Origin of the sequence: Cytobacillus citreus, from assembly GCF_018343665.1 — a bacterium.
Taxonomy (GTDB): Bacteria; Bacillota; Bacilli; order Bacillales; family Cytobacillaceae; genus Cytobacillus; species Cytobacillus citreus.
The window spans coordinates 75,783-94,317 of sequence record NZ_JAGYPM010000001.1; the positions used below are offsets into that span (position 1 = coordinate 75,783).

The window sequence follows — 18,535 nt, forward strand, 5'->3', positions numbered from 1 at the left end:
AGGTTGATATCGTTCTTCGCAAAACGGAAAAAGGGTGGAGAATTGATTCCATATCTGGAACCTTTTAATTTAATAAAGGCATATGTATTGCCTGTCTTCAAATTAATTAAAAAAGGGCTTTAAGAAATTGGCAGCAGTCCAGCTTCTTAAAACCCTTTAAAATTTCATTAAAAAATTGCATCTAACAGTAGGTAAATTAGTCCTGCAATTGTTGCAGATATTGGCAATGTAATGACCCATGTTATAAGCATTCTTTGAGCGGTACCCCATTTTACACCCTTCAGACGATGAGCTGAACCGACACCTAAAATAGAAGAAGAAATGACATGAGTCGTACTAACAGGTAAATGAATAAATGTAGCACCGAAAATAATCAGCGCTCCACTTAAATCGGCAGCCACTCCATTTACAGGTCGAATTTTCATGATTTTTCCGCCAACAGTTTTAATAATTTTCCAGCCACCGACTGATGTACCAAGTCCCATTGCGAGTGCGCAGGAGAATTGTACCCAGAAAGGGATATCGTTACTTGTTGCATAACCGTTTGCTATTAAGGCCATTGTGATGATTCCCATTGCTTTTTGAGCATCGTTCGTTCCATGTGTAAAGGCTTGTAAAGCAGCAGTGAAAATTTGTAATATACGGAAATTTCGATTTGTTTTTGTTAAGTTATTATTTTTAAATACTACTTTAAAAATGCTATAAATAATATACCCAACAACAAAAGCAAGTATTGGGGATAAAATAAGTGCCTCAAGGATTTTAAGGAATCCCTTATAATGTAGGGCTGAAAAACCAGCAGCAGCAATAGCTGCACCGGCAATTGCACCGATTATCGCATGGGAGGAACTGCTCGGAATCCCATAATACCATGTGAGTAAATTCCAAAAGATAGCAGCGATAAGAGCAGACAGAATCACTAATGATCCGTTTTGTAATGTAAACGGATCGACAATATCCTTTGTAATGGTTTTAGCAACCCCTGTAAAAGTCATTGCTCCAGCAAAGTTCATGACTGCAGCCAAAATAATAGCATGTCTAGGCTTTAGTGCTTTCGTTGAAACAGCTGTAGCGATTGCATTAGCTGTATCATGAAAACCGTTTATAAAATCAAATGCTAAGGCTCCGATGACGATTAAGATTGTAATGATTAATACTCCATCCATTTGCTTTCGGCTCCTTATGCGTTTTTCATAATGATTGTTTCCAGTGTATTTGCGACACTTTGGCAGCTATCCGCTATATCCTCTAGATTTTCGTATATTTCCTTATACTGAATAATTCGAATTGGATCCTTCTCAATGGAGAATAGGTGTTTAATGGACTGGCGAAGGACATTATCACATTTTGATTCATAATCCTTAATTTTTATGGCATGATTACGGATATCTAATAATTTTTTACTTGAAAGAAGCTCAATTGACTTAACAATTTCATCAGAGCAATTTTTAATGGCATCTACAAATTTAAGCATAAAATCATCTGCTTGTGTAATCGAATACATTTCGAAAAGTGCTGCACAGTGCTCGATACCGTCTAAAACATCGTCTAAGCTCATCGCTAGGTGCAGAATATCTTCACGCTCAATTGGAGTGATAAATGCGTTATTTAACTCTTTAATCACTTCGTGGACAAATGTGTCACCCTTCGTTTCATAATTCTTCATTGTCTCAGCAAATACTTTTAAATCACTAACATTTTTTAGCTTATAATCTGCGAAATAGTGTGCTCCTTCTTTCATGTTTAGTGCAATATTGCTTAATAATGTATTAAACTTGTCTTTCTTTTTGAAAACCATTGTATACCCTCCATCAAAAAAATATCATCCAAACGAAATAATTTTATACGAAAATCGTCGAATAAGATAGTTTTATCTATAAAAATGGAAAAAAAACTTTCAATTTAGTATGCGTAATTTTTAGAAGGATATGTTTTCAATATAGGGAATAGGAAAATGTCATAAATTATTCGGAACTTCCTCTAATTTAATAATAACTTTAATAATATAATCATTGTTGATGGGAACATAGTAAAATTTCGCCATTAATTCCATTGATTACAGTTAAGTTAGGGGGAAGTACGGATGAAAAAAGCATTCGCAGTTTTATTAATTGTAGTACTTTCTATTCTAGGAGCTTGCAGCAATAATGAGGATACAGCTGCACCAGAGGAAAAGAAAAATGGTAAAAAAGATGTTAAAGAAGAAGTGATTGATAAGGAGCTTGAGGAAGTAAAAGCAAAATTTGAAGTCCTTGGCGAAATTCCCGTTCCAGAAGATAATCCAATGACAGATGAAAAAATAGAATTAGGAAAGATGCTATACTTTGATCCACGTTTATCAGGAAATAATGTCCAAAGCTGTATGTCATGTCATGCTCCAGGAGCGGGTTATGGAGATGGGATGGCGAAGTTTATTGGCTTTGAAGGGTTCAATGGCCCTAGAAATAGCCCGACGATTATCAATTCAGGTTATTATGATGAATATTTCTGGGATGGTAGGGCAGGAAGCCTAGAGGAGCAAGCTCTAGGACCGATTCAGTCTGAAGTTGAAATGAATCAAAATCTAGATGAATTGGTGATCGAGCTAAATGGTGTTCCTACCTATGTTGAAGAATTTAACAAGGTTTTTAACGACAAAATATCGGCAGACAATATTGCCAAAGCAATAGCTGCATTTGAAAGGACAATTGTTATTGCTGATACAGCATTTGATCGTTATCTTCAAGGGAAAGAGGATGCCATTACTGCAGACGCTAAGGACGGAATGAAGCTTTTCGCTGGAGAGGCAGGCTGTATTTCCTGTCATGCAGGTCCACTTTTATCTGACCAAAATTATCATAACTTAGGCATGAGCGGTGATGAAGGACGCTTTGCAGTGACAGGCAATGAAGAGGATAAAGGAAAATTCAGAACATCTGCTTTAAGAGGTGTTGCTTATACTGCACCATATATGCATGATGGCAGCCTTGAAACATTAAAGGATGTCGTTCAGTATTATAATGAAGGTGGAGGGGATCATCCAAATAAAAGTGAATTAATGAAACCACTTAACTTAACGGATCACGAAGTTGATTCTCTTGTTGCCTTTTTAGAAAGCTTAAGTGGAGAACTGCCAGAGGTAGAAACCCCAAAGATACCATAAAAAATCGAAATCGAAGTTAAACGGTTACCTTTAAGTGGTAGCCGTTTTTTTAATTCGATCTGTTTAGGACAATTGTTGAATGGGTAAATTATTTATTATTTTGGCATTTGCCGTTTATAAAATATGAAGCTGATTTCTTTAAAGGGCTTATTCCCCAGTCAGCCTATTCATTAGATAATCGAAAGAACATTAGCATGATATGTAATAAGCTCGAAGAATTGTGTTATTAATTTTCCTGTAATGGGTAAATTATTTTTAGGGTGAGTCTGAATCAGGAATTCCCAAAAATAGATAAAATATTTTTTGCATGAAAGGAAAAAAACGAGAAAAACTACTATTAAAACAGCAAGGAGTGATTCAATGTTTACCTTTTTATGGTCATTAATTATAGGTGGAATTATAGGATGGATTGCAGGCATGATTGTAGGGCGTGATATACCGGGTGGTGTCTTTGGTAATATTATTGCAGGATTTGTTGGAGCATGGTTAGGTGCTTTAATCTTTGGAAACTGGGGTCCAGATATCGCTGGTTTTGCAATTATTCCTGCCTTAATCGGTGCAATACTGCTTGTTTTCTTATGCAGCCTCATCATGAAAGCTTTCAGAAAAACGACTGATTAACAGAAAAGCGAAAGCGCTAATGAAGCCTTCCAAATCGGAAGGCTTTCATTTGTTTATAGCTCTTCGGGCAAAACATGCAGATAATTAGCTAGTTTAAGGGGTGAATGATTCTCCTCATTCGGAAGATTTGCAAAACAGCTTATTTTTTCCATAGTGAAAGGATGAGGAATTTCAAGCTTTACCGCATGTAAGGCTTGGCGATTAAAAATTGGTTGTCCTCCATATAAAAGGTCACCTGCTAAGGGATGGCCTATATGGCTTAAATGGACACGAATTTGATGTGTACGGCCAGTATCTAGCTGGCATTTTAGCAGAGATAAATTTTGTTTTGGATACGATTTAATTAATTCGTAATGGGTAATAGCTGGCTGACCACTTGGAGAAACTCTGCGTCTCGTCGGATGATGACGGTCACGGCCGATAGGTTCACGAATAGAACCCTTTTTAGTTTTAACCCTACCATGAACAAGAGCAAGATAGGTCCTTTTTATGGTTCGCTCCTCAAGCATCTTATCCAATATACCCCCTGCAAGCGCATGCTTCGCAAATAGAACTGCTCCAGTTGTATCACGGTCTAAGCGATGAATATGCTTAATTCTTCGAAAATCGCCCTGTGCCTGTAAATGAAAGGCAGCTGCATTTGATAATGTATTCGTTTGCTCAGGTTCATTAGGATGAGTATCCATGTTTGCAGGCTTATTAAAAACAATCATATGGTCATCTTCATATAGAATTTCCACTTCTGCATATTCAGGAATTACACCAAAATCTTCATCAAGGAATAACCTTAATTGCAGCCTGTCTCCCAGTTGGAGGGGATTATTCCAATTCATGAACTCTCCATTTATCTTTATTTGTTTTTCCATTCTCATCGTATGAATTTGCTTTTTAGATGCTTTCCATACATTTCTCAGAATAAAATCTATTGTAAAACCATCCCAATCAAATGGAATTGTTAATTCATACCAGTCTCCAAACCTTTTTGTGTGCATCGTACTATTCTCCTTAATAAATGTAAAAAGCCTGCCATCTGGATTTTATTACCACCCTTAATTACCTAGTTAGTATGATATTCTTATCATATATTTATTACAAACTGATTACAGAGACGATAAAGTTTAACTAACAATCAGTGGGGGATTTACAGCCCGTAATTCTGCGATAAAAGGTGGTTTTTAAGGTGAAAGTCGTATTTGCTTCAACTCTTGAACAAGAACAGGAAATCAAAGAACTTGTTCAATACGTATATTCGGATATATTTCCTCTTTATTTTTTAGATGAGGAAATAAAGGAATATGAACACCTTGAGATTTTACATACTACGACAAGACATTTTGAATACTTTGGAACTCTAAAAGAAGCATATCAGGTTATCGTTAGCTTGCAAACAATAATAGCGATTCTGGAATCCCAAAACCTAGATGCAAGATATGAGAGCCTGTTTGAAAAAAATGTTCAAACCCTAAAAGAATTCGGGCTAATTTTTCCATTTTCATTTAGTCATTTTTTGGGAGGGAAAATGGTTAAGGATGAATTTTTGAGTCGTACACAAAAGCAGCAAATCAATTACTAATATAGTAAATAAAAAGCCTGCATGGTTGAGTGCAGGCTTTTTTCATGTTTAACACTTATTTACTGTTTTCATTAAACCATTCTTTAAATACTGCTTCATCTTTATAACCAGTTATTCTATTTACCTCTTCACCATCTTTATATTGGACAATTGTTGGTGTTTCAGTAATTCCGTATTTGTCCCAGCCTTTTTCAAATTCCAGCAAGTTATATTGGACAAGATCTATTTCCATCTCTTTTGCTAGAGGTGCTACAATCGGAGTTGTGCTTAGGCAATGAGGGCAAATAGGACTGTAAAAATAGACAGTAACATCCTCTTTATTATCTAATTTTTCTTCTAATTTATCTGGAAGAATTATGTTTTGATAATTTGGGTCATCAAGCTGTTTAATCGTTTCAGCATGGAGCGTCGCATTCTTGCCATATGGATTTTCCTCTGAGACTTTTTCTTCATTTTGCATCTTTGTTATTATTCCAACAGCTGCGAAGAGAATAATAATAATTCCAAGAAATATGATTACTTTTTTCATCTTATTTAACCTCTCTTGTTTTTTTCCAAATTAAATAACTGCAAATAAATATTATAACAAAGGCAGTCAATGCCAGAAAGGGAATTGTAATAAACCCTAACCAATTAATATATTGCCCAGTACACGGAACCCTTCCGCAGGAAGCTGCGTGATCCGCTAAAAATGGAATCTTTTGGATCGAATAATGGTAAAGTGAAATACAAGCACCAATGGCAGATAGAATCATTGTATAGAGGCTGATTCGATAATCCTTTCGAATAACCGCGATGCCCAATATAATAACAAAGGGGTACATGACTATTCGCTGGTACCAGCAAAGTGTGCAAGGCTCGTATTGACGAATCTCTGAAAAATAAAGGCTTCCGAACATAGCAATGACAGATGCAGCCCATGAAATAAAAAGTAAAGATTCACGATTATCTTTATTTGCTTTTTCCATAATGTACTCCTTATCATATTTTTTCTTCGTAAATCTTAGGTCTCCTCGCCTCACTTGGTAACAAATTGTACATAGTTAAGAAAATTATAGAGCTACTTGTTCTACTTTGTAAATTATTTATGACAGATTTTCATTGTTTGTTCTAAATTTCGTCATGTTTTTGTCATTAGTAATCCCGCAAATAAATATTTTAAGGAATGAGTAAATGTTTCTCAATTTCTCGTTTGATAGGACCATATGCGATGTTGTGCAGTTAATAAGCTGGTTACGATTATGGCGAAAAGGTATAATATCATTGAAGTCAATACTAAACCATTATATAGGTTTTGTCATAAAAGCACGTACAATTTATGAAGGAAATACATTTTTTCTATCGAAATAATTTTAGTAGTATTGACTGTTTTGGGAGGGAATAGAATGAATTGGAAATTTAAAGCTGAACAATGGCTTCAAAATGAACATTTAGATCAACATTTACAAAAGGAATTGCAATCCTTAAAAAAGGATGAAAAGAGCCTTGAAGATGCATTTTATAAAGATTTAGAGTTTGGAACTGGCGGAATGCGCGGGGAAATCGGAGCAGGAACAAATCGGATGAATATTTACACTGTGAGAAAAGCCTCCGCAGGATTAGCAGCATACATAGAAGAGAATGGACTAGAAGCAAAGAAGCAGGGGGTAGTTATTGCATATGATTCCCGGCATATGTCACCTGAATTTGCGATGGAAGCAGCGAAGACACTTGCGACTAGAGGTATTCAAACATATGTTTTTAAAGAATTACGTCCTACCCCTGAATTATCTTTTGCTGTACGTGAATTACAGGCATATTCCGGTATTGTTATAACAGCAAGTCATAATCCACCAGAATATAATGGATTTAAGGTGTATGGTCCTGATGGGGCTCAGCTTCCTCCAAGTGCAGCCGATATTGTTATTTCAAAAGTGAATGAAATTGAAAATGAACTGTTGATTGATGTGATGGAGGAAGAAGCATTAAAGAAACAAGGATTAATCAAAATGATTGGGGAAGAGGTTGACAGTAAGTATTTGGATCAGCTCGTTACGATTTCGGAGAATCCTTCTCTTGGAAATGAAGTAGATCTTTCAATCGTTTTCACACCATTGCATGGAACAGCCAATAAACCAGTAAGGAATGCGTTAGTGGCATTAAACTACAAAAATGTTTATGTCGTTAAGGAACAAGAACTTCCTGATCCTGAATTTTCCACTGTAAAGAGTCCCAATCCAGAGGAAAAATCAGCTTTTGAGCTGGCGATTAAGGTAGGAGAAGAGAAGAATGCAGATCTGTTAATTGCTACAGATCCAGATGCGGACAGACTAGGAATTGCAGTTCGGAATCCAGCTGGAGAATTCGTACTATTAACAGGAAATCAGACAGGTGCAATACTTCTTCATTATATTTTGTCTCAGAAAAAAGAAAAGAATTTACTGCCAGAAAACGGAATTATCTTAAAAACGATTGTCACATCTGAATTAGGAAGAAAAATCGCCACCTCATTCGGTGTTGAAACAGTCGATGTCTTGACAGGCTTTAAATTTATTGCTGAAAAAATGAAGGAATACGATGCGACAGGGGAATATCAATTTTTATTTGGATACGAAGAAAGCTATGGCTATTTAATTGGAGATTTTGCACGGGACAAGGATGCTGTTCAAGCTGCCGTATTAGCAGCGGAGGCATCTGCTTATTATAAGAAAAAAGGCATGTCCTTATATGAAGGTTTAATTGCCCTTTTTGAACAGTATGGCTATTTCCTTGAAGACCTCCAATCATTAACACTTAAAGGAAAGACTGGTGCTGAAATAATCCAAAAAACATTAGCCTCCTTCCGTTCGAATCCATTACAACAGCTAAGTGGCATTAAGGTTGTTGCCGTAGAGGATTATTTAACGAGTGTACGAAGTGAAAGCAACGGACTCGAAAAATCAATTGACCTACCAAAATCAAATGTAATAAAATACTTTTTTGAAGATGGAACTTGGGTTTGCTTAAGGCCATCAGGTACTGAGCCGAAAATCAAATTTTACTTTGGAATCAATGGAACCTCTTTAGATGATAGTAAACAGAAATTAACAGCGATTAAAGATGATTTCATGTCCATAATAGAACAAAAAATGAACTCTTCTTCTGAAAAATAAGAAGAAAGGATCCTTTAAAAACAAAAATGCAGAACAGGATTTGTGATGGAAGGAAATAATTGATTTCGCAAAACCAAATGACAACATGAGAATCGAAAGGATGAAATAAATTGTTAAAAGGACAAGTTGCAATTGTCACAGGAGCATCAAGAGGGATTGGAAAAGAAATCGCTTTGAAGCTTGCTGAACAGGGGATGAAGCTTGCTATTGTCGGCAGCTCTAAAAGTATTTATCAAACAGCTGAGGAATTAAAACAAAAGAGATATAAAGATGTAATTGCCATTCAAGCTGATGTTACGCTTGAGGATCAAGTAAATACAGTCATTGAAAAAGCTTTAAAGGAATATAAGCAAATTGATCTCCTTGTGAATAATGCGGGTGTAGGCTTCTTTAAAAAGGTTGAAGAAACGACTCTGGATGAATGGAGGAAGATCTTCGAGGTAAATGTTCAAGGAGTCTTCCTTGGAGCTAAGGCTGTTCTTCCGCATATGAAAGAACGCAAATCTGGAACGATTATTACGATTTCATCAGATGTAGCAAGATACACGATCCCAAATGGCTCTGCTTATACAGCAACAAAATATGCGGTTCAGGGCTTCTCGGGCTCATTAGCACAGGAAGTTAGAGAATTCGGGATTAGAGTTGGAACGATAAATCCTGGAATGGTTGATACATACTTTGCAGAATCACAGCAAGGACTTGAGGAGAAAAAAGACTGGCTTAAAGTGGAAGATATTGCAAATGCGGTTGTATATATGGCGTCCGCTCCAACCCATATGATAATTGACGAAATTGTCCTCCATCCTTTTGTACAAAATTATCCGATTGCATAAGAAATGTGAAGTCGTAGTTTATAAAAAAGCATTGAAGAGAAATTTCTCTTCAATGCTTTTTTATTGTATAGAAAATTATAATTTTCGCTATATTTTGATAACTCGAGATATAGTTTATCTACGTTCAGCTCCAGCGCCTACCTCCGACGTACAGGACGTACTAGTGTCGACAATGCGACAGGATAAGGAAAGCTTCCTTGAATAAACTTCGCATAAACAATTTGATCTGTAATTGTTTCGAAGGCGCTTGCGCATTTGTTCTTGTCCAGCTCTGGCGCCCAGGGGCTCTCGTGTCTAGCCAATCCATCAAGAAGTTTAAATAACATCCTTTTCGCAGCAATAAATAAACCATAAGAAAAGAATAAGGCATTCGCCGGAAGGACCTGGCGAATACCATGTTTTCTAAGACTTTAGTTGTACAGTTTCTCATCCTATTTGCTAAGGCTTATATCAAGGTAAAGTATTATAATAATAGTATTATCATCAATCGGGAGGAATAAAGGTGACGTTGGATAAACGGCATTCAAATATTCGGATATTAAAGGAAATTGCTGAATTATTAAATGAGGGAACAGAAGTTAGAACATTATTATCAGAGGTGCTTGCTAAATTACTGCATGTAACCGGATTAGAAACCGGGTGGATTTTTTTAATCCAACCGAATGGGAGTTATGAGCTAGCAGCAATGGAAAAGCTTCCTCCTGCTTTAACACATAGTGAATATGAACCGATGTGTAAAGGAGATTGCTGGTGTATTGACCGTTATAAAAATGGAAGGCTTCATAAAGCAATCAATATTATTGAGTGTAAGAGAATAGAGGATGCACTCATGGCGAAAAGGAATGATACGAATCATCTAACTCATCATGCAACTGTTCCGCTTCGGGCAGGTGATGAACGATTTGGCCTTCTTAATGTTGGGTCACCTAATAAAAGTCATTTTTCAGATGAAGAGTTGGCATTATTAGAAGCGATTGCATTTCAAATAGGAACAGCATTAAAAAGAATAAAATTGACGGAGCTTGAGCAGGAAAATGCTCTTACTGCGGAAAGAAATCGATTAGCAAGGGATCTTCATGATTCAGTCAATCAACTTCTTTTTTCTTTAAGTTTAACTGCAAGGGGCGGAGCTGAAATGGCAAAGGATTCTGAAACAAAGGAAACCTTTTCCTATATTCAAGATTTAGCACAGGAAGCATTAAGTGAAATGAGAGCATTAATTTGGCAGCTACGTCCAAGGGGCCTTGAGAATGGAATTACAAGTGCTCTTATTGGCTATGGTCAAATGCTAGGGCTGCAAGTTCGACCGATTGTAAAAGGTGTAGTTTCTTTGCCAAGTAAGGTAGAAGAGGGATTATGGAGGATTGGTCAAGAGGCTCTAGCTAATTGCAAAAAGCATTCAGGGCAAACAGAAGTTGATTTAAATCTATCTATTGAAAATCAAAAATTAGTCATGATTATTTCCGATTGTGGTTCTGGATTTTATTATGATCATATACAAACGACAATTCCTTCGCTCGGTTTAAAAAGTATGAGAGATCGTACTGAGGCGTTAAATGGGCAATTTATTCTTCAAAGTTCCCCGAATAAAGGGACGAGAATTGAAATAAGGATACCAATATAAAAGGAGAGGATTATCATGACAATTCGAGTCCTCATCGCAGATGATCATCATGTTGTAAGGCGTGGACTGGTTTTTTTTCTAAAAACTCAACCGGATATTGAAATTGTAGGAGAAGCTCAGCATGGAAAAGAGGCTGTAGAATTGGCAGTCAGCCTAAAGCCGGATATTTTACTAATGGATTTAGAGATGCCTGTTATGAACGGAATTGAAGCAACACGCAAAATAAAAATATTATGTCCAGACATTAAAATTATGATGTTAACAAGCTTTTCTGATCAAGATCATGTTATCCCTGCCATTGAAGCGGGTGCTTCCGGCTATCAATTAAAGGATGTCGAACCGGATGAGCTTGTAAAGGCAATTATCCAATTAATGAAAGGGGAATCTCAATTACACCCCAAAGCAACCTCGCATCTTTTATCCCATCTATCAGCTCAAAATAAAGAAGAGAAAAAGCCTTTGGATGCACTGACAAAGAGAGAAATTGAGGTTTTGAAGGAAATTGCTAATGGTAAGAGCAATAAAGAAATTGCAGCAGATTTATTTATTACAGAAAAAACGGTTAAAACACATGTCTCCAATCTTCTATCAAAGCTGGAGCTTGCTGATCGGACCCAAGCGGCACTATATGCCGTACGTAATGGTTTGATTAGCTAGAAATTTTGTAAAATTAAGACTAAAGTCGTAAATAGGGCTAAATGAATCAAACTAATGATGTAGAATAAGCTCATTCTATCTGGCGATGTTAACGGTACAATCTCTCCCTATACTGAGTATATGAAGTGCTATTTTTACTTTAAATTGTAACCGGATAATGACTAAGGAGAGATTGAAGATGAAACTGACAGTAATAAATGGTAGTCCAAGGAAAAAGGGTCGAACAGGTATTGCTTCCCGCTTTATTGCAAAAAAATATGGTGCGGAGTTAATCGACCTAAGTAAACAGGAACTTCCTCTATATAATGGTGATGAAGATCAGGCACAATTGCCTGCTGTAAAAAGTCTTCGCAAGAAGATTGCAGATTCTGATGGCATTATCCTAGCTTCCCCTGAGTACCATAGCGGCATGAGTGGAGCTTTAAAAAATGCTCTTGATTATCTTGGCAGTGAACAATTCGCACATAAGCCAGTTGCCTTACTTGCTGTAGCTGGTGGAGGAAAAGGAGGGATCAATGCTTTAGGTAATATGAGGCTCGTCGGAAGAGGGTTGAATGCAAATGTGATTCCGAGACAGCTAGTTCTTGATCCTCATTGCTTTGATTACGAAAACGAATGGCTTCATGAAGAATCCGCAGCACTTGTCGATCAATTGATGAATGAACTTCATATTTATATGAACGGCTATGTTCATATGAAAGGCATGTAGAGGTTCCAACTATGAATAGATTGTACCGTGATCGCCGATTTTATTTTATACTTTTTGCCAACGTTCTTTCATCAATTGGGTCAGGGATAACAATGATAGCCATTCCTTGGCTGCTAGTTACTGAAATTGATAGGGGAAAAACTTTTGGTTATATTACCATTTTAATGACAATTATCAATTTTATTTTCACTCCATGGATTGGTCATCTTGTTGATCGATTTTCTAGGAAAAAAATATTATTATTTGGTGAGGCCATTGGTTTTTTGATTGTCATTCCTTTTTTTGCGATAGGATTATTAGGACTAGACTATCGAATTTGGCATTATGTTATTTTATACGGAACAGGAAGCCTTTACTACACATTGTTTTATCCAGCTATTTTTGCATTTAACCAGGAGATTTTTGACAAATCCGTTTATAAAACATTAAATGGAATGATGGAAATCCAAAGTCAATTATCAAGTGTTATTGCGGGGGCAGTTGCAGCGATGCTTGTTTCTTTTGTGCAATTGCATTGGTTGTTATTATTCGATGCCATTACTTTTTTATGTTCTTTCATATTGTTTAATGCTGTACCATATTCCCCTAAGCTTAAACAATCTGCTAATGGGCCCTATTGGATTAAGCTAACAGAAGGATACAACTATATGAAAAATAATCGCATCTTGTTTTGGTTTTTATTAGCTTCTTTTATGCCATTTATTGGAGTAATGGTTACTAATTACGTTTTCCCGGTCTATGTAGCAGATGTACTAAAGGAAGATGCCTCCATATATGGAATGCAAAGCATGGTTTATGGAATCGGAGCTGCAGTTGCTGGCATCATAATTCCCTTTTTAGCAGGTAAATTAGGAAATACACGATCCATTGTAGTGACTGTGTTGATTTACTTGATTGGAATTGCGATGATATTGTTTGTTAAAAGTATCCCTTCCTTTTTTATATTGACAGTTTTATTGGCATTCGGAAATGCGGGAACAAGGGTGGCAAGGAATTCCTTTTTAATGGAGGTTGTTCCAAATAACATAATTGGAAGAGTCGATAGTTTATTTAGAGCAGTTGGCCTAGGTATTCGAGTTGTGCTATTAATAGCATTTACCCAGTTTGCCTCTTCGAATAATATTTCAATGAGTTTTTATTTATTGACTATTTTAATAACAGCTTCTTTTCTGATTGTCTTCATAACTGAGCGTAAGATGAAGCGGAAAAAAATGCTCAGTGTCTCGAATACAATGGATGGGTAAGGACTGGTTTAAATAATTTACTTTATTTTATTTAAGGCAGTGTTAAAGCTCAATGTTGATAATGCTATTTGTTGTTGATTGGAACGGAAGGCGAGTGACTGCAGCGGAAATCAACAGGGATATTTAAAATAACATTATTTAAAAAACACGGTCCTCTTTTGGAACCGTGTTTTAATTATTGGTGGAATTCCTGCAAAATCTTTTTTAAGGCAACTGGTTATAACGTAACAGACAATTCGTTAAATGAAGCATCATTTGCATGTTCGATGTATCTGAGTAAAGAATATAAATGTTTTTCGATGATGGAGTAATCTTTTTCGAAATTATAGGCATGCAGAAAGTATTCGATTTTTTTCGAAAGAAATTGATCTTCGGTTCGCACCATCAAAATTAACAAATTATCCCATTCGGACCGATGTGTATAATATAGCGCTCGGTCATAATCTAATTTATTCATTTGTCCCTTCCTCCTCTTTAAGGAGTTGAATATAGCTTATGACTTTTCGAAGAAAATCGGCTCTGTAAATGTTGGACATATTGATTTTAAAGGGTTTTCATCTTTTACCTGTATAAAAACTAAAAAAATATCGCTAGCCTAAATAGATAATTATCTTACATAAAAAATGAAGGGATACAGATAATAAAGGAAAAGTTATTCTTATTGGAGGAATTTGATGAAAAGGATCTTCTTAATAATTATGATGGTTGGCTTATTCATGAGCTCAGGAATTATGGCTAAAGCTAATGCAGAACAGCCAGATTACGAAAAATACGGCCGGATCGCAATCGAAGTCGTAAAAGAGGACTACCCAGGTGTGGATGTTGTAGAATATCAGTATAAAGGAAGGCAAAAGGTTTCTGATACAGATGTTATGGATTCCTTTGCTTTTCAAGTGAAAAAGGATACTAAACCTGTCACAGTAATAGTGAAAATATGGCATAGTCTACATAATAAAAAGTTTTTAAAAATGACTGTAGAAGAACAAAAGGGGTAAGAGAATATTTATTCTCTTGCCTCTTTTGTTTGAATTAGGAAAAATAATGAATTACCGAAATTAAATGTAGAATACGATGATTAAGAGGAAAAGCGGGAGGGAAAATACTCCTGCTTTTTTCTTTGTTCTTCAACTCCAATTCATCAATCTAACCATTTTTACATAGATTGTGATAAGAACAAAAAGGGGGAGTAGGGAATGATCGAAGAGGGAAGTAAGAAGCTGAACTATGCCATTGAGGAAATTACTGAAATCGCTAAAGGCTTTGGATTAGATTTTTATCCGATGCGCTATGAAATTTGTCCAGCAGACATTATTTATACATTCGGTGCCTATGGAATGCCGACACGATTTTCCCATTGGAGTTTTGGTAAACAGTTTTTCAAAATGAAGCTTCATTATGATCTTGGGCTTTCAAAGATTTATGAGCTCGTTATCAACTCTAATCCATGCTACGCCTTTTTGCTCGACTCCAATTCACTTATCCAAAATAAACTAATTGTCGCACATGTCTTAGCACATTGTGATTTTTTCAAAAATAATGTTCGTTTTCAGAACACTAAACGCGACATGGTGGAAAGTATGGCGGCTACAGCAGAGAGAATTAGACAATATGAAATTTTGCATGGAAAAAAAGAAGTGGAAACCTTTCTTGATGCTGTTCTAGCTATTGAGGAGCATATTGATCCCTCATTAATGCGGCCAAATCTTGCTTGGAATATGGATGATAACGATGATGAAGAGGAGGATACCGTTATATCCTCTCCATATGATGATTTATGGAAACTTGATGATCGAAGTAATAAGAAGAATGAGCAAATAAAGAAGAAAAAGAAATTTCCCCCGCACCCTGAGAAGGATTTACTATTATTTATCGAAAGCTACAGTAGAGAATTATCAGATTGGCAGCGAGATATCTTAACAATGATGCGTGAAGAAATGCTTTATTTCTGGCCTCAGCTCGAAACAAAAATCATGAATGAAGGTTGGGCATCGTACTGGCATCAGCGGATCTTACGAGAAATTGATTTAACGAGTGGAGAGTCATTAGAATTTGCAAAGCTTAATGCTGGTGTTGTCCAGCCGTCAAGAACAAGCATAAATCCATATTATATAGGCTTAAAGATCTTTGAGGATATAGAAGAACGATATAATAATCCGACAGACAAGATGAAAAAGCGTGGAGTGGAACCTGGAACAGGCAGGGAAAAAATGTTCGAAGTGCGTGAAATCGAGTCAGATATATCTTTCTTACGCAATTATTTAACAAAGGACCTTGTCATGAAGGAAGATATGTATTTTTTCCAGAAACAGGGGAAGGATTACAAGGTTGTTGACAAGCAATGGGAGAATGTCCGTGATCAGCTTGTCAATATGCGCGTAAACGGGGGTTTTCCATATTTAACAGTCAATGACGGGGATTATCTAAAAAATGGTGAGCTATACTTAAAGCACTGGTTCGAAGGCGTTGAGCTTGACCTCAAATATTTAGAAAAAGTTCTCCCATATGTCCATCAGCTATGGGGCAGAAGTGTCCATATTGAAACGATTGTAGAAGCTAAAAATATGCTGTTTACCTACGATGGGAAAGGGATTCATAGGAAGTATTTGTAACAAAACGAGTATGAAAATGAATTTGCCCTTTATGATATGATTTATATGAGGTAGACCAAGCAATTACGCTTGGTCTATTTTAGTGTCTTGTTGCAAAAGAAACCAGTTCCTCCCCATCCAAACCAATCAAGAAATAGTGTTATTTTAAATTTGTTAATAATTCTTTATTATTTATTCAAGAATCTAAATTGAAATATGCCCACATTAGAAAAAAGAATATAACAGGTACGATAATAAACATTATTATGCTTTTACTTTCTGAAATTCTTTTATATAGCCATTTATCTACAATTGCATATAACAATGCAGCCATGATACCGTATAGGGCAAATGTATTTACTTGGAAAAATAACCCAGGGATTAATCCGAAAATACCTAGAATTATTACATATAACCAATTGTATTTTTTAAAGTATTTATTTTGCAAAAACTCAGTGCAAATAGAAACTATATTTCCGTAAATAAAGACAATAATACCGATATAAAAAATTAGAAGAATAAACCAAGTAACAAATTCATTACTTGAATTAGTTACTCCTTCTAAAGTACCTTTTAATACTCCATAAGAAGCTAATATGATTGAAGATAGCATGATTGTGACAAAAGTTGTTATCAATTTTCTTTTAATATAATTTCCAATTCCAATCTCTATAGTTTCCTCCATTCTTAATTTCTTTTATTTATCTTATCATTATTTATTCGCTTCAAATATGAAATAGCCTTAATTCTGAACTGTTTATGGTTGAGGTAAGTAATGTGAGCCACTAAAATATGAGGGAATCCAGCGAAAGATATATTCCTGTCAATTTACCTTTATTACCGTTTAAAAATGAAGAATTTGATATTCTTCACTTGCACATTTTCTATTTGTGTATGCAGATAGATTAAATTAACAATTTCATATCGAAAAAGTAATTGAATTATTGAGGGTTACGAAAGAGGAAGTTCGTATTTTTCCTTTAGTTGATTTAGAAGGAAAAAGATATGTGCATTTAGATCAATTAGTAAGTAATCTGATTGATAATGGCTGTACAGTTAAAGAATTGAAAGTGCCATATGAATTTCAGAATGCTAACTCGATGTTAAAAATAAAAAACAATAGTCAGAAAAGGGGGAATGTTAGGGTATAATCCTTTTTTAACCTCTTTAATTTATCTAATGGGTGCGTAAATCCAAGAAGGATTATCACTCTTTTTCAAGAAACTTATTATAATACTGAAGCAGGTTAACGTAACAATATAAATTGTATTCCTGAAGGGAAGAGATAAAATGGTGAATTTTTACTTATATGTATTTACCCCGTTATTGTCTTTTATTGGAGGCTTTTTCGCTTATACCCTCACATTAAAAATTGTTTGGGAGCAATCATTAGGCGGTGATATGGTATCTGTTTTATTTTGGGGTGGTATTATGTTCTTCTTAGTTTCGGTTCCTATTTACTTAGGAGTTATTTATTTTATTGATAAGAGGACAAAAAAATTTAAAGGACTACTCTATCCTATTGGTTGCATGTTGGTATTTTTTATACCAACATTATTTATCACATTATCTTTTGGTGGTATAAATCCTTTTTCTTCAGAAGCAATGTTATTTCACTCGTTTTTCTTTACATCGGGTTTAATTTTTGGGTTGTGTAGTTGGGGATTTAAAAAATTTAAAACCACTTCTGCAATTTAGCTAAAAGAGCGATTCTTCAACAAAAGCGGATTACAATTTCCTTTTGTGCTTAATGAAAAAAGCTTTAAATTAAAAAAATAAGACATCGAATTATCCGATGCCTAAATAATATATTATTTAGTGTAACCAATAACTTTACCAATAACTGTCTCTCTGTTTAACACCTTCATATTACCTCTTAACCAATCATCGCTGATCACATAATATTCGTTTTCAGCAAGTTTTTTTTCTTTTAAATTATAATCAAATACCTTTTTCATAACTTCTTTATCGTAGTCATTTCCTTCTTTATCCATCATTTTAAAATAGCTATCCTTATCTAAACCAACTCTGTGTGCTTTTCCATAAAAGGTATCTAATTTCTTGTCATTAATAAAGATCTGACTATTACTTATTTTAATTGTCTCGTTAGGAAGTGCAACCACTCTTGATAAGTCTTTTTCTCCATCCTCATTAATGAAGAAAACAACATCTCCTCTAAAAATTTCTGACTCATTTGGGTCAATCACCAATGTTTTATCTACATAATCATGATTTCCTCTATCCATATTATCGTACATATGGTGATGTGTTATCATTTCGGAACCAACATCTTCAATTTTTTCAATATCTGGGGTTATGATCTCATCTGTAAGTGATTCTGTCGATGTACTAAAGGAACAGCCAACCATTACAAGTGGAAAAATAATGAGTAACATATTGTATTTCATTTAAA

21 protein-coding genes are annotated in these 18,535 nt (G+C 35.3%); 13 read left to right on the forward strand and 8 right to left on the reverse strand.

Features of this window, described 5'->3' with window-relative positions; genetic code table 11:
• Positions 1–167 precede the first annotated feature (167 nt).
• Both KHA94_RS00530 and KHA94_RS00535 read right to left on the reverse strand, forming a co-directional pair.
• On the reverse strand, positions 168–1,166 hold the full coding sequence (locus KHA94_RS00530) for an inorganic phosphate transporter (RefSeq protein WP_213100225.1): 999 nt from the start codon (positions 1,164–1,166) through the stop codon (positions 168–170).
• Between the two features lie 14 nt (positions 1,167–1,180).
• Positions 1,181–1,798 carry a DUF47 domain-containing protein gene (locus KHA94_RS00535; protein ID WP_213100226.1) on the reverse strand — a complete coding sequence of 206 codons (618 nt, stop codon included), beginning with the start codon at positions 1,796–1,798 and terminating at the stop codon, positions 1,181–1,183.
• Between the two features lie 285 nt (positions 1,799–2,083).
• On the opposite strand from KHA94_RS00535, the gene KHA94_RS00540 reads away from it, so the two are divergent.
• Together KHA94_RS00540 and KHA94_RS00545 are read left to right on the forward strand one after the other, a co-directional pair.
• Positions 2,084–3,142: a cytochrome-c peroxidase gene (locus KHA94_RS00540; RefSeq protein ID WP_213100227.1), complete on the forward strand. Its 1,059-nt coding sequence runs from the start codon at positions 2,084–2,086 to the stop codon at positions 3,140–3,142.
• Between the two features lie 360 nt (positions 3,143–3,502).
• The gene (locus KHA94_RS00545) at positions 3,503–3,763 is read left to right on the forward strand and encodes a GlsB/YeaQ/YmgE family stress response membrane protein (protein ID WP_213100228.1); all 261 of its coding nucleotides are present in this window, start codon (positions 3,503–3,505) and stop codon (positions 3,761–3,763) included.
• A 53-nt stretch (positions 3,764–3,816) separates the two neighbouring features.
• On the opposite strand, the gene KHA94_RS00550 is transcribed toward KHA94_RS00545, so the two are convergent.
• A complete protein-coding gene (locus KHA94_RS00550) occupies positions 3,817–4,755 on the reverse strand; it encodes an RluA family pseudouridine synthase (protein WP_213100229.1) in 939 nt (312 codons plus the stop codon).
• Between the two features lie 188 nt (positions 4,756–4,943).
• On the opposite strand from KHA94_RS00550, the gene KHA94_RS00555 reads away from it, so the two are divergent.
• Positions 4,944–5,336 carry a YhcU family protein gene (locus tag KHA94_RS00555; protein ID WP_338030671.1) on the forward strand — a complete coding sequence of 131 codons (393 nt, stop codon included), beginning with the start codon at positions 4,944–4,946 and terminating at the stop codon, positions 5,334–5,336.
• 55 nt (positions 5,337–5,391) lie between these two features.
• On the opposite strand, the gene KHA94_RS00560 is transcribed toward KHA94_RS00555, so the two are convergent.
• Together KHA94_RS00560 and KHA94_RS00565 are read right to left on the reverse strand one after the other, a co-directional pair.
• Complete coding sequence (locus KHA94_RS00560) at positions 5,392–5,865, reverse strand: thioredoxin family protein (protein ID WP_213100230.1); 474 nt, start codon at positions 5,863–5,865, stop codon at positions 5,392–5,394.
• Position 5,866: 1 nt separating this feature from the next.
• Positions 5,867–6,304: a disulfide formation protein C gene (locus tag KHA94_RS00565; RefSeq protein ID WP_213100231.1), complete on the reverse strand. Its 438-nt coding sequence runs from the start codon at positions 6,302–6,304 to the stop codon at positions 5,867–5,869.
• Positions 6,305–6,721: 417 nt separating this feature from the next.
• Here KHA94_RS00565 and KHA94_RS00570 point away from each other — a divergent pair, with 417 nt between their 5' ends.
• The 6 genes from KHA94_RS00570 to KHA94_RS00595 all read left to right on the forward strand — a co-directional run bounded on the left by KHA94_RS00570 (position 6,722) and on the right by KHA94_RS00595 (position 13,534).
• Complete coding sequence (locus tag KHA94_RS00570) at positions 6,722–8,467, forward strand: phospho-sugar mutase (RefSeq protein WP_213100232.1); 1,746 nt, start codon at positions 6,722–6,724, stop codon at positions 8,465–8,467.
• A 110-nt stretch (positions 8,468–8,577) separates the two neighbouring features.
• Positions 8,578–9,300, forward strand: coding sequence for an SDR family oxidoreductase (locus tag KHA94_RS00575; RefSeq protein ID WP_213100233.1), 723 nt, complete (start codon positions 8,578–8,580; stop codon positions 9,298–9,300).
• Between the two features lie 502 nt (positions 9,301–9,802).
• The gene (locus KHA94_RS00580; protein ID WP_213100234.1) at positions 9,803–10,924 is read left to right on the forward strand and encodes a GAF domain-containing sensor histidine kinase; all 1,122 of its coding nucleotides are present in this window, start codon (positions 9,803–9,805) and stop codon (positions 10,922–10,924) included.
• Between the two features lie 15 nt (positions 10,925–10,939).
• Positions 10,940–11,581 (forward strand): response regulator, encoded by a 642-nt coding sequence (locus tag KHA94_RS00585; protein WP_213100235.1) that lies wholly within the window; start codon positions 10,940–10,942, stop codon positions 11,579–11,581.
• A 178-nt stretch (positions 11,582–11,759) separates the two neighbouring features.
• Entirely contained in the window at positions 11,760–12,290 is a 531-nt protein-coding gene (locus KHA94_RS00590; protein ID WP_213100236.1) for an NADPH-dependent FMN reductase, read from the forward strand.
• An 11-nt stretch (positions 12,291–12,301) separates the two neighbouring features.
• A complete protein-coding gene (locus KHA94_RS00595) occupies positions 12,302–13,534 on the forward strand; it encodes an MFS transporter (RefSeq protein WP_213100237.1) in 1,233 nt (410 codons plus the stop codon).
• 217 nt (positions 13,535–13,751) lie between these two features.
• Here the strand turns inward: KHA94_RS00595 and KHA94_RS00600 are convergent, their stop codons facing one another.
• Positions 13,752–13,991 carry a YhdB family protein gene (locus KHA94_RS00600; RefSeq protein ID WP_213100238.1) on the reverse strand — a complete coding sequence of 80 codons (240 nt, stop codon included), beginning with the start codon at positions 13,989–13,991 and terminating at the stop codon, positions 13,752–13,754.
• A 217-nt stretch (positions 13,992–14,208) separates the two neighbouring features.
• Here KHA94_RS00600 and KHA94_RS00605 point away from each other — a divergent pair, with 217 nt between their 5' ends.
• Both KHA94_RS00605 and KHA94_RS00610 read left to right on the forward strand, forming a co-directional pair.
• Positions 14,209–14,529, forward strand: a complete 321-nt coding sequence (locus KHA94_RS00605; RefSeq protein WP_213100239.1) for a DUF3889 domain-containing protein — start codon at positions 14,209–14,211, stop codon at positions 14,527–14,529.
• Positions 14,530–14,727: 198 nt separating this feature from the next.
• The gene (locus KHA94_RS00610; RefSeq protein ID WP_213100240.1) at positions 14,728–16,143 is read left to right on the forward strand and encodes a SpoVR family protein; all 1,416 of its coding nucleotides are present in this window, start codon (positions 14,728–14,730) and stop codon (positions 16,141–16,143) included.
• A 175-nt stretch (positions 16,144–16,318) separates the two neighbouring features.
• Here the strand turns inward: KHA94_RS00610 and KHA94_RS00615 are convergent, their stop codons facing one another.
• Positions 16,319–16,807 (reverse strand): hypothetical protein, encoded by a 489-nt coding sequence (locus KHA94_RS00615; RefSeq protein WP_213100241.1) that lies wholly within the window; start codon positions 16,805–16,807, stop codon positions 16,319–16,321.
• Between the two features lie 259 nt (positions 16,808–17,066).
• Here KHA94_RS00615 and KHA94_RS25790 point away from each other — a divergent pair, with 259 nt between their 5' ends.
• A complete protein-coding gene (locus KHA94_RS25790; RefSeq protein ID WP_249365250.1) occupies positions 17,067–17,273 on the forward strand; it encodes a hypothetical protein in 207 nt (68 codons plus the stop codon).
• Positions 17,274–17,412: 139 nt separating this feature from the next.
• Positions 17,413–17,820, forward strand: a complete 408-nt coding sequence (locus KHA94_RS00625) for a hypothetical protein (RefSeq protein ID WP_213100242.1) — start codon at positions 17,413–17,415, stop codon at positions 17,818–17,820.
• A 113-nt stretch (positions 17,821–17,933) separates the two neighbouring features.
• Here KHA94_RS00625 and KHA94_RS00630 read toward each other — a convergent pair whose 3' ends face one another.
• Complete coding sequence (locus KHA94_RS00630) at positions 17,934–18,530, reverse strand: S26 family signal peptidase (RefSeq protein WP_213100243.1); 597 nt, start codon at positions 18,528–18,530, stop codon at positions 17,934–17,936.
• Positions 18,531–18,535 lie beyond the last annotated feature (5 nt).

What these genes read in the sequence shown, in the direction of transcription:
- KHA94_RS00535 (WP_213100226.1), bottom strand. Translation starts at nt 1,798, where the DNA reads ATGGTTTTCAAAAAGAAAGACAAGTTTAATACATTATTAAGCAATATT.
- KHA94_RS00585 (WP_213100235.1), top strand. Translation starts at nt 10,940, where the DNA reads ATGACAATTCGAGTCCTCATCGCAGATGATCATCATGTTGTAAGGCGT.
- KHA94_RS00610 (WP_213100240.1), top strand. Translation starts at nt 14,728, where the DNA reads ATGATCGAAGAGGGAAGTAAGAAGCTGAACTATGCCATTGAGGAAATT.
- KHA94_RS00565 (WP_213100231.1), bottom strand. Translation starts at nt 6,304, where the DNA reads ATGGAAAAAGCAAATAAAGATAATCGTGAATCTTTACTTTTTATTTCA.
- KHA94_RS00540 (WP_213100227.1), top strand. Translation starts at nt 2,084, where the DNA reads ATGAAAAAAGCATTCGCAGTTTTATTAATTGTAGTACTTTCTATTCTA.
- KHA94_RS00605 (WP_213100239.1), top strand. Translation starts at nt 14,209, where the DNA reads ATGAAAAGGATCTTCTTAATAATTATGATGGTTGGCTTATTCATGAGC.
- KHA94_RS00550 (WP_213100229.1), bottom strand. Translation starts at nt 4,755, where the DNA reads ATGCACACAAAAAGGTTTGGAGACTGGTATGAATTAACAATTCCATTT.
- KHA94_RS00545 (WP_213100228.1), top strand. Translation starts at nt 3,503, where the DNA reads ATGTTTACCTTTTTATGGTCATTAATTATAGGTGGAATTATAGGATGG.
- KHA94_RS00595 (WP_213100237.1), top strand. Translation starts at nt 12,302, where the DNA reads ATGAATAGATTGTACCGTGATCGCCGATTTTATTTTATACTTTTTGCC.
- KHA94_RS00560 (WP_213100230.1), bottom strand. Translation starts at nt 5,865, where the DNA reads ATGAAAAAAGTAATCATATTTCTTGGAATTATTATTATTCTCTTCGCA.
- KHA94_RS00615 (WP_213100241.1), bottom strand. Translation starts at nt 16,807, where the DNA reads ATGGAGGAAACTATAGAGATTGGAATTGGAAATTATATTAAAAGAAAA.
- KHA94_RS00600 (WP_213100238.1), bottom strand. Translation starts at nt 13,991, where the DNA reads ATGAATAAATTAGATTATGACCGAGCGCTATATTATACACATCGGTCC.
- KHA94_RS00630 (WP_213100243.1), bottom strand. Translation starts at nt 18,530, where the DNA reads ATGAAATACAATATGTTACTCATTATTTTTCCACTTGTAATGGTTGGC.
- KHA94_RS00570 (WP_213100232.1), top strand. Translation starts at nt 6,722, where the DNA reads ATGAATTGGAAATTTAAAGCTGAACAATGGCTTCAAAATGAACATTTA.
- KHA94_RS00625 (WP_213100242.1), top strand. Translation starts at nt 17,413, where the DNA reads ATGGTGAATTTTTACTTATATGTATTTACCCCGTTATTGTCTTTTATT.
- KHA94_RS00590 (WP_213100236.1), top strand. Translation starts at nt 11,760, where the DNA reads ATGAAACTGACAGTAATAAATGGTAGTCCAAGGAAAAAGGGTCGAACA.
- KHA94_RS00530 (WP_213100225.1), bottom strand. Translation starts at nt 1,166, where the DNA reads ATGGATGGAGTATTAATCATTACAATCTTAATCGTCATCGGAGCCTTA.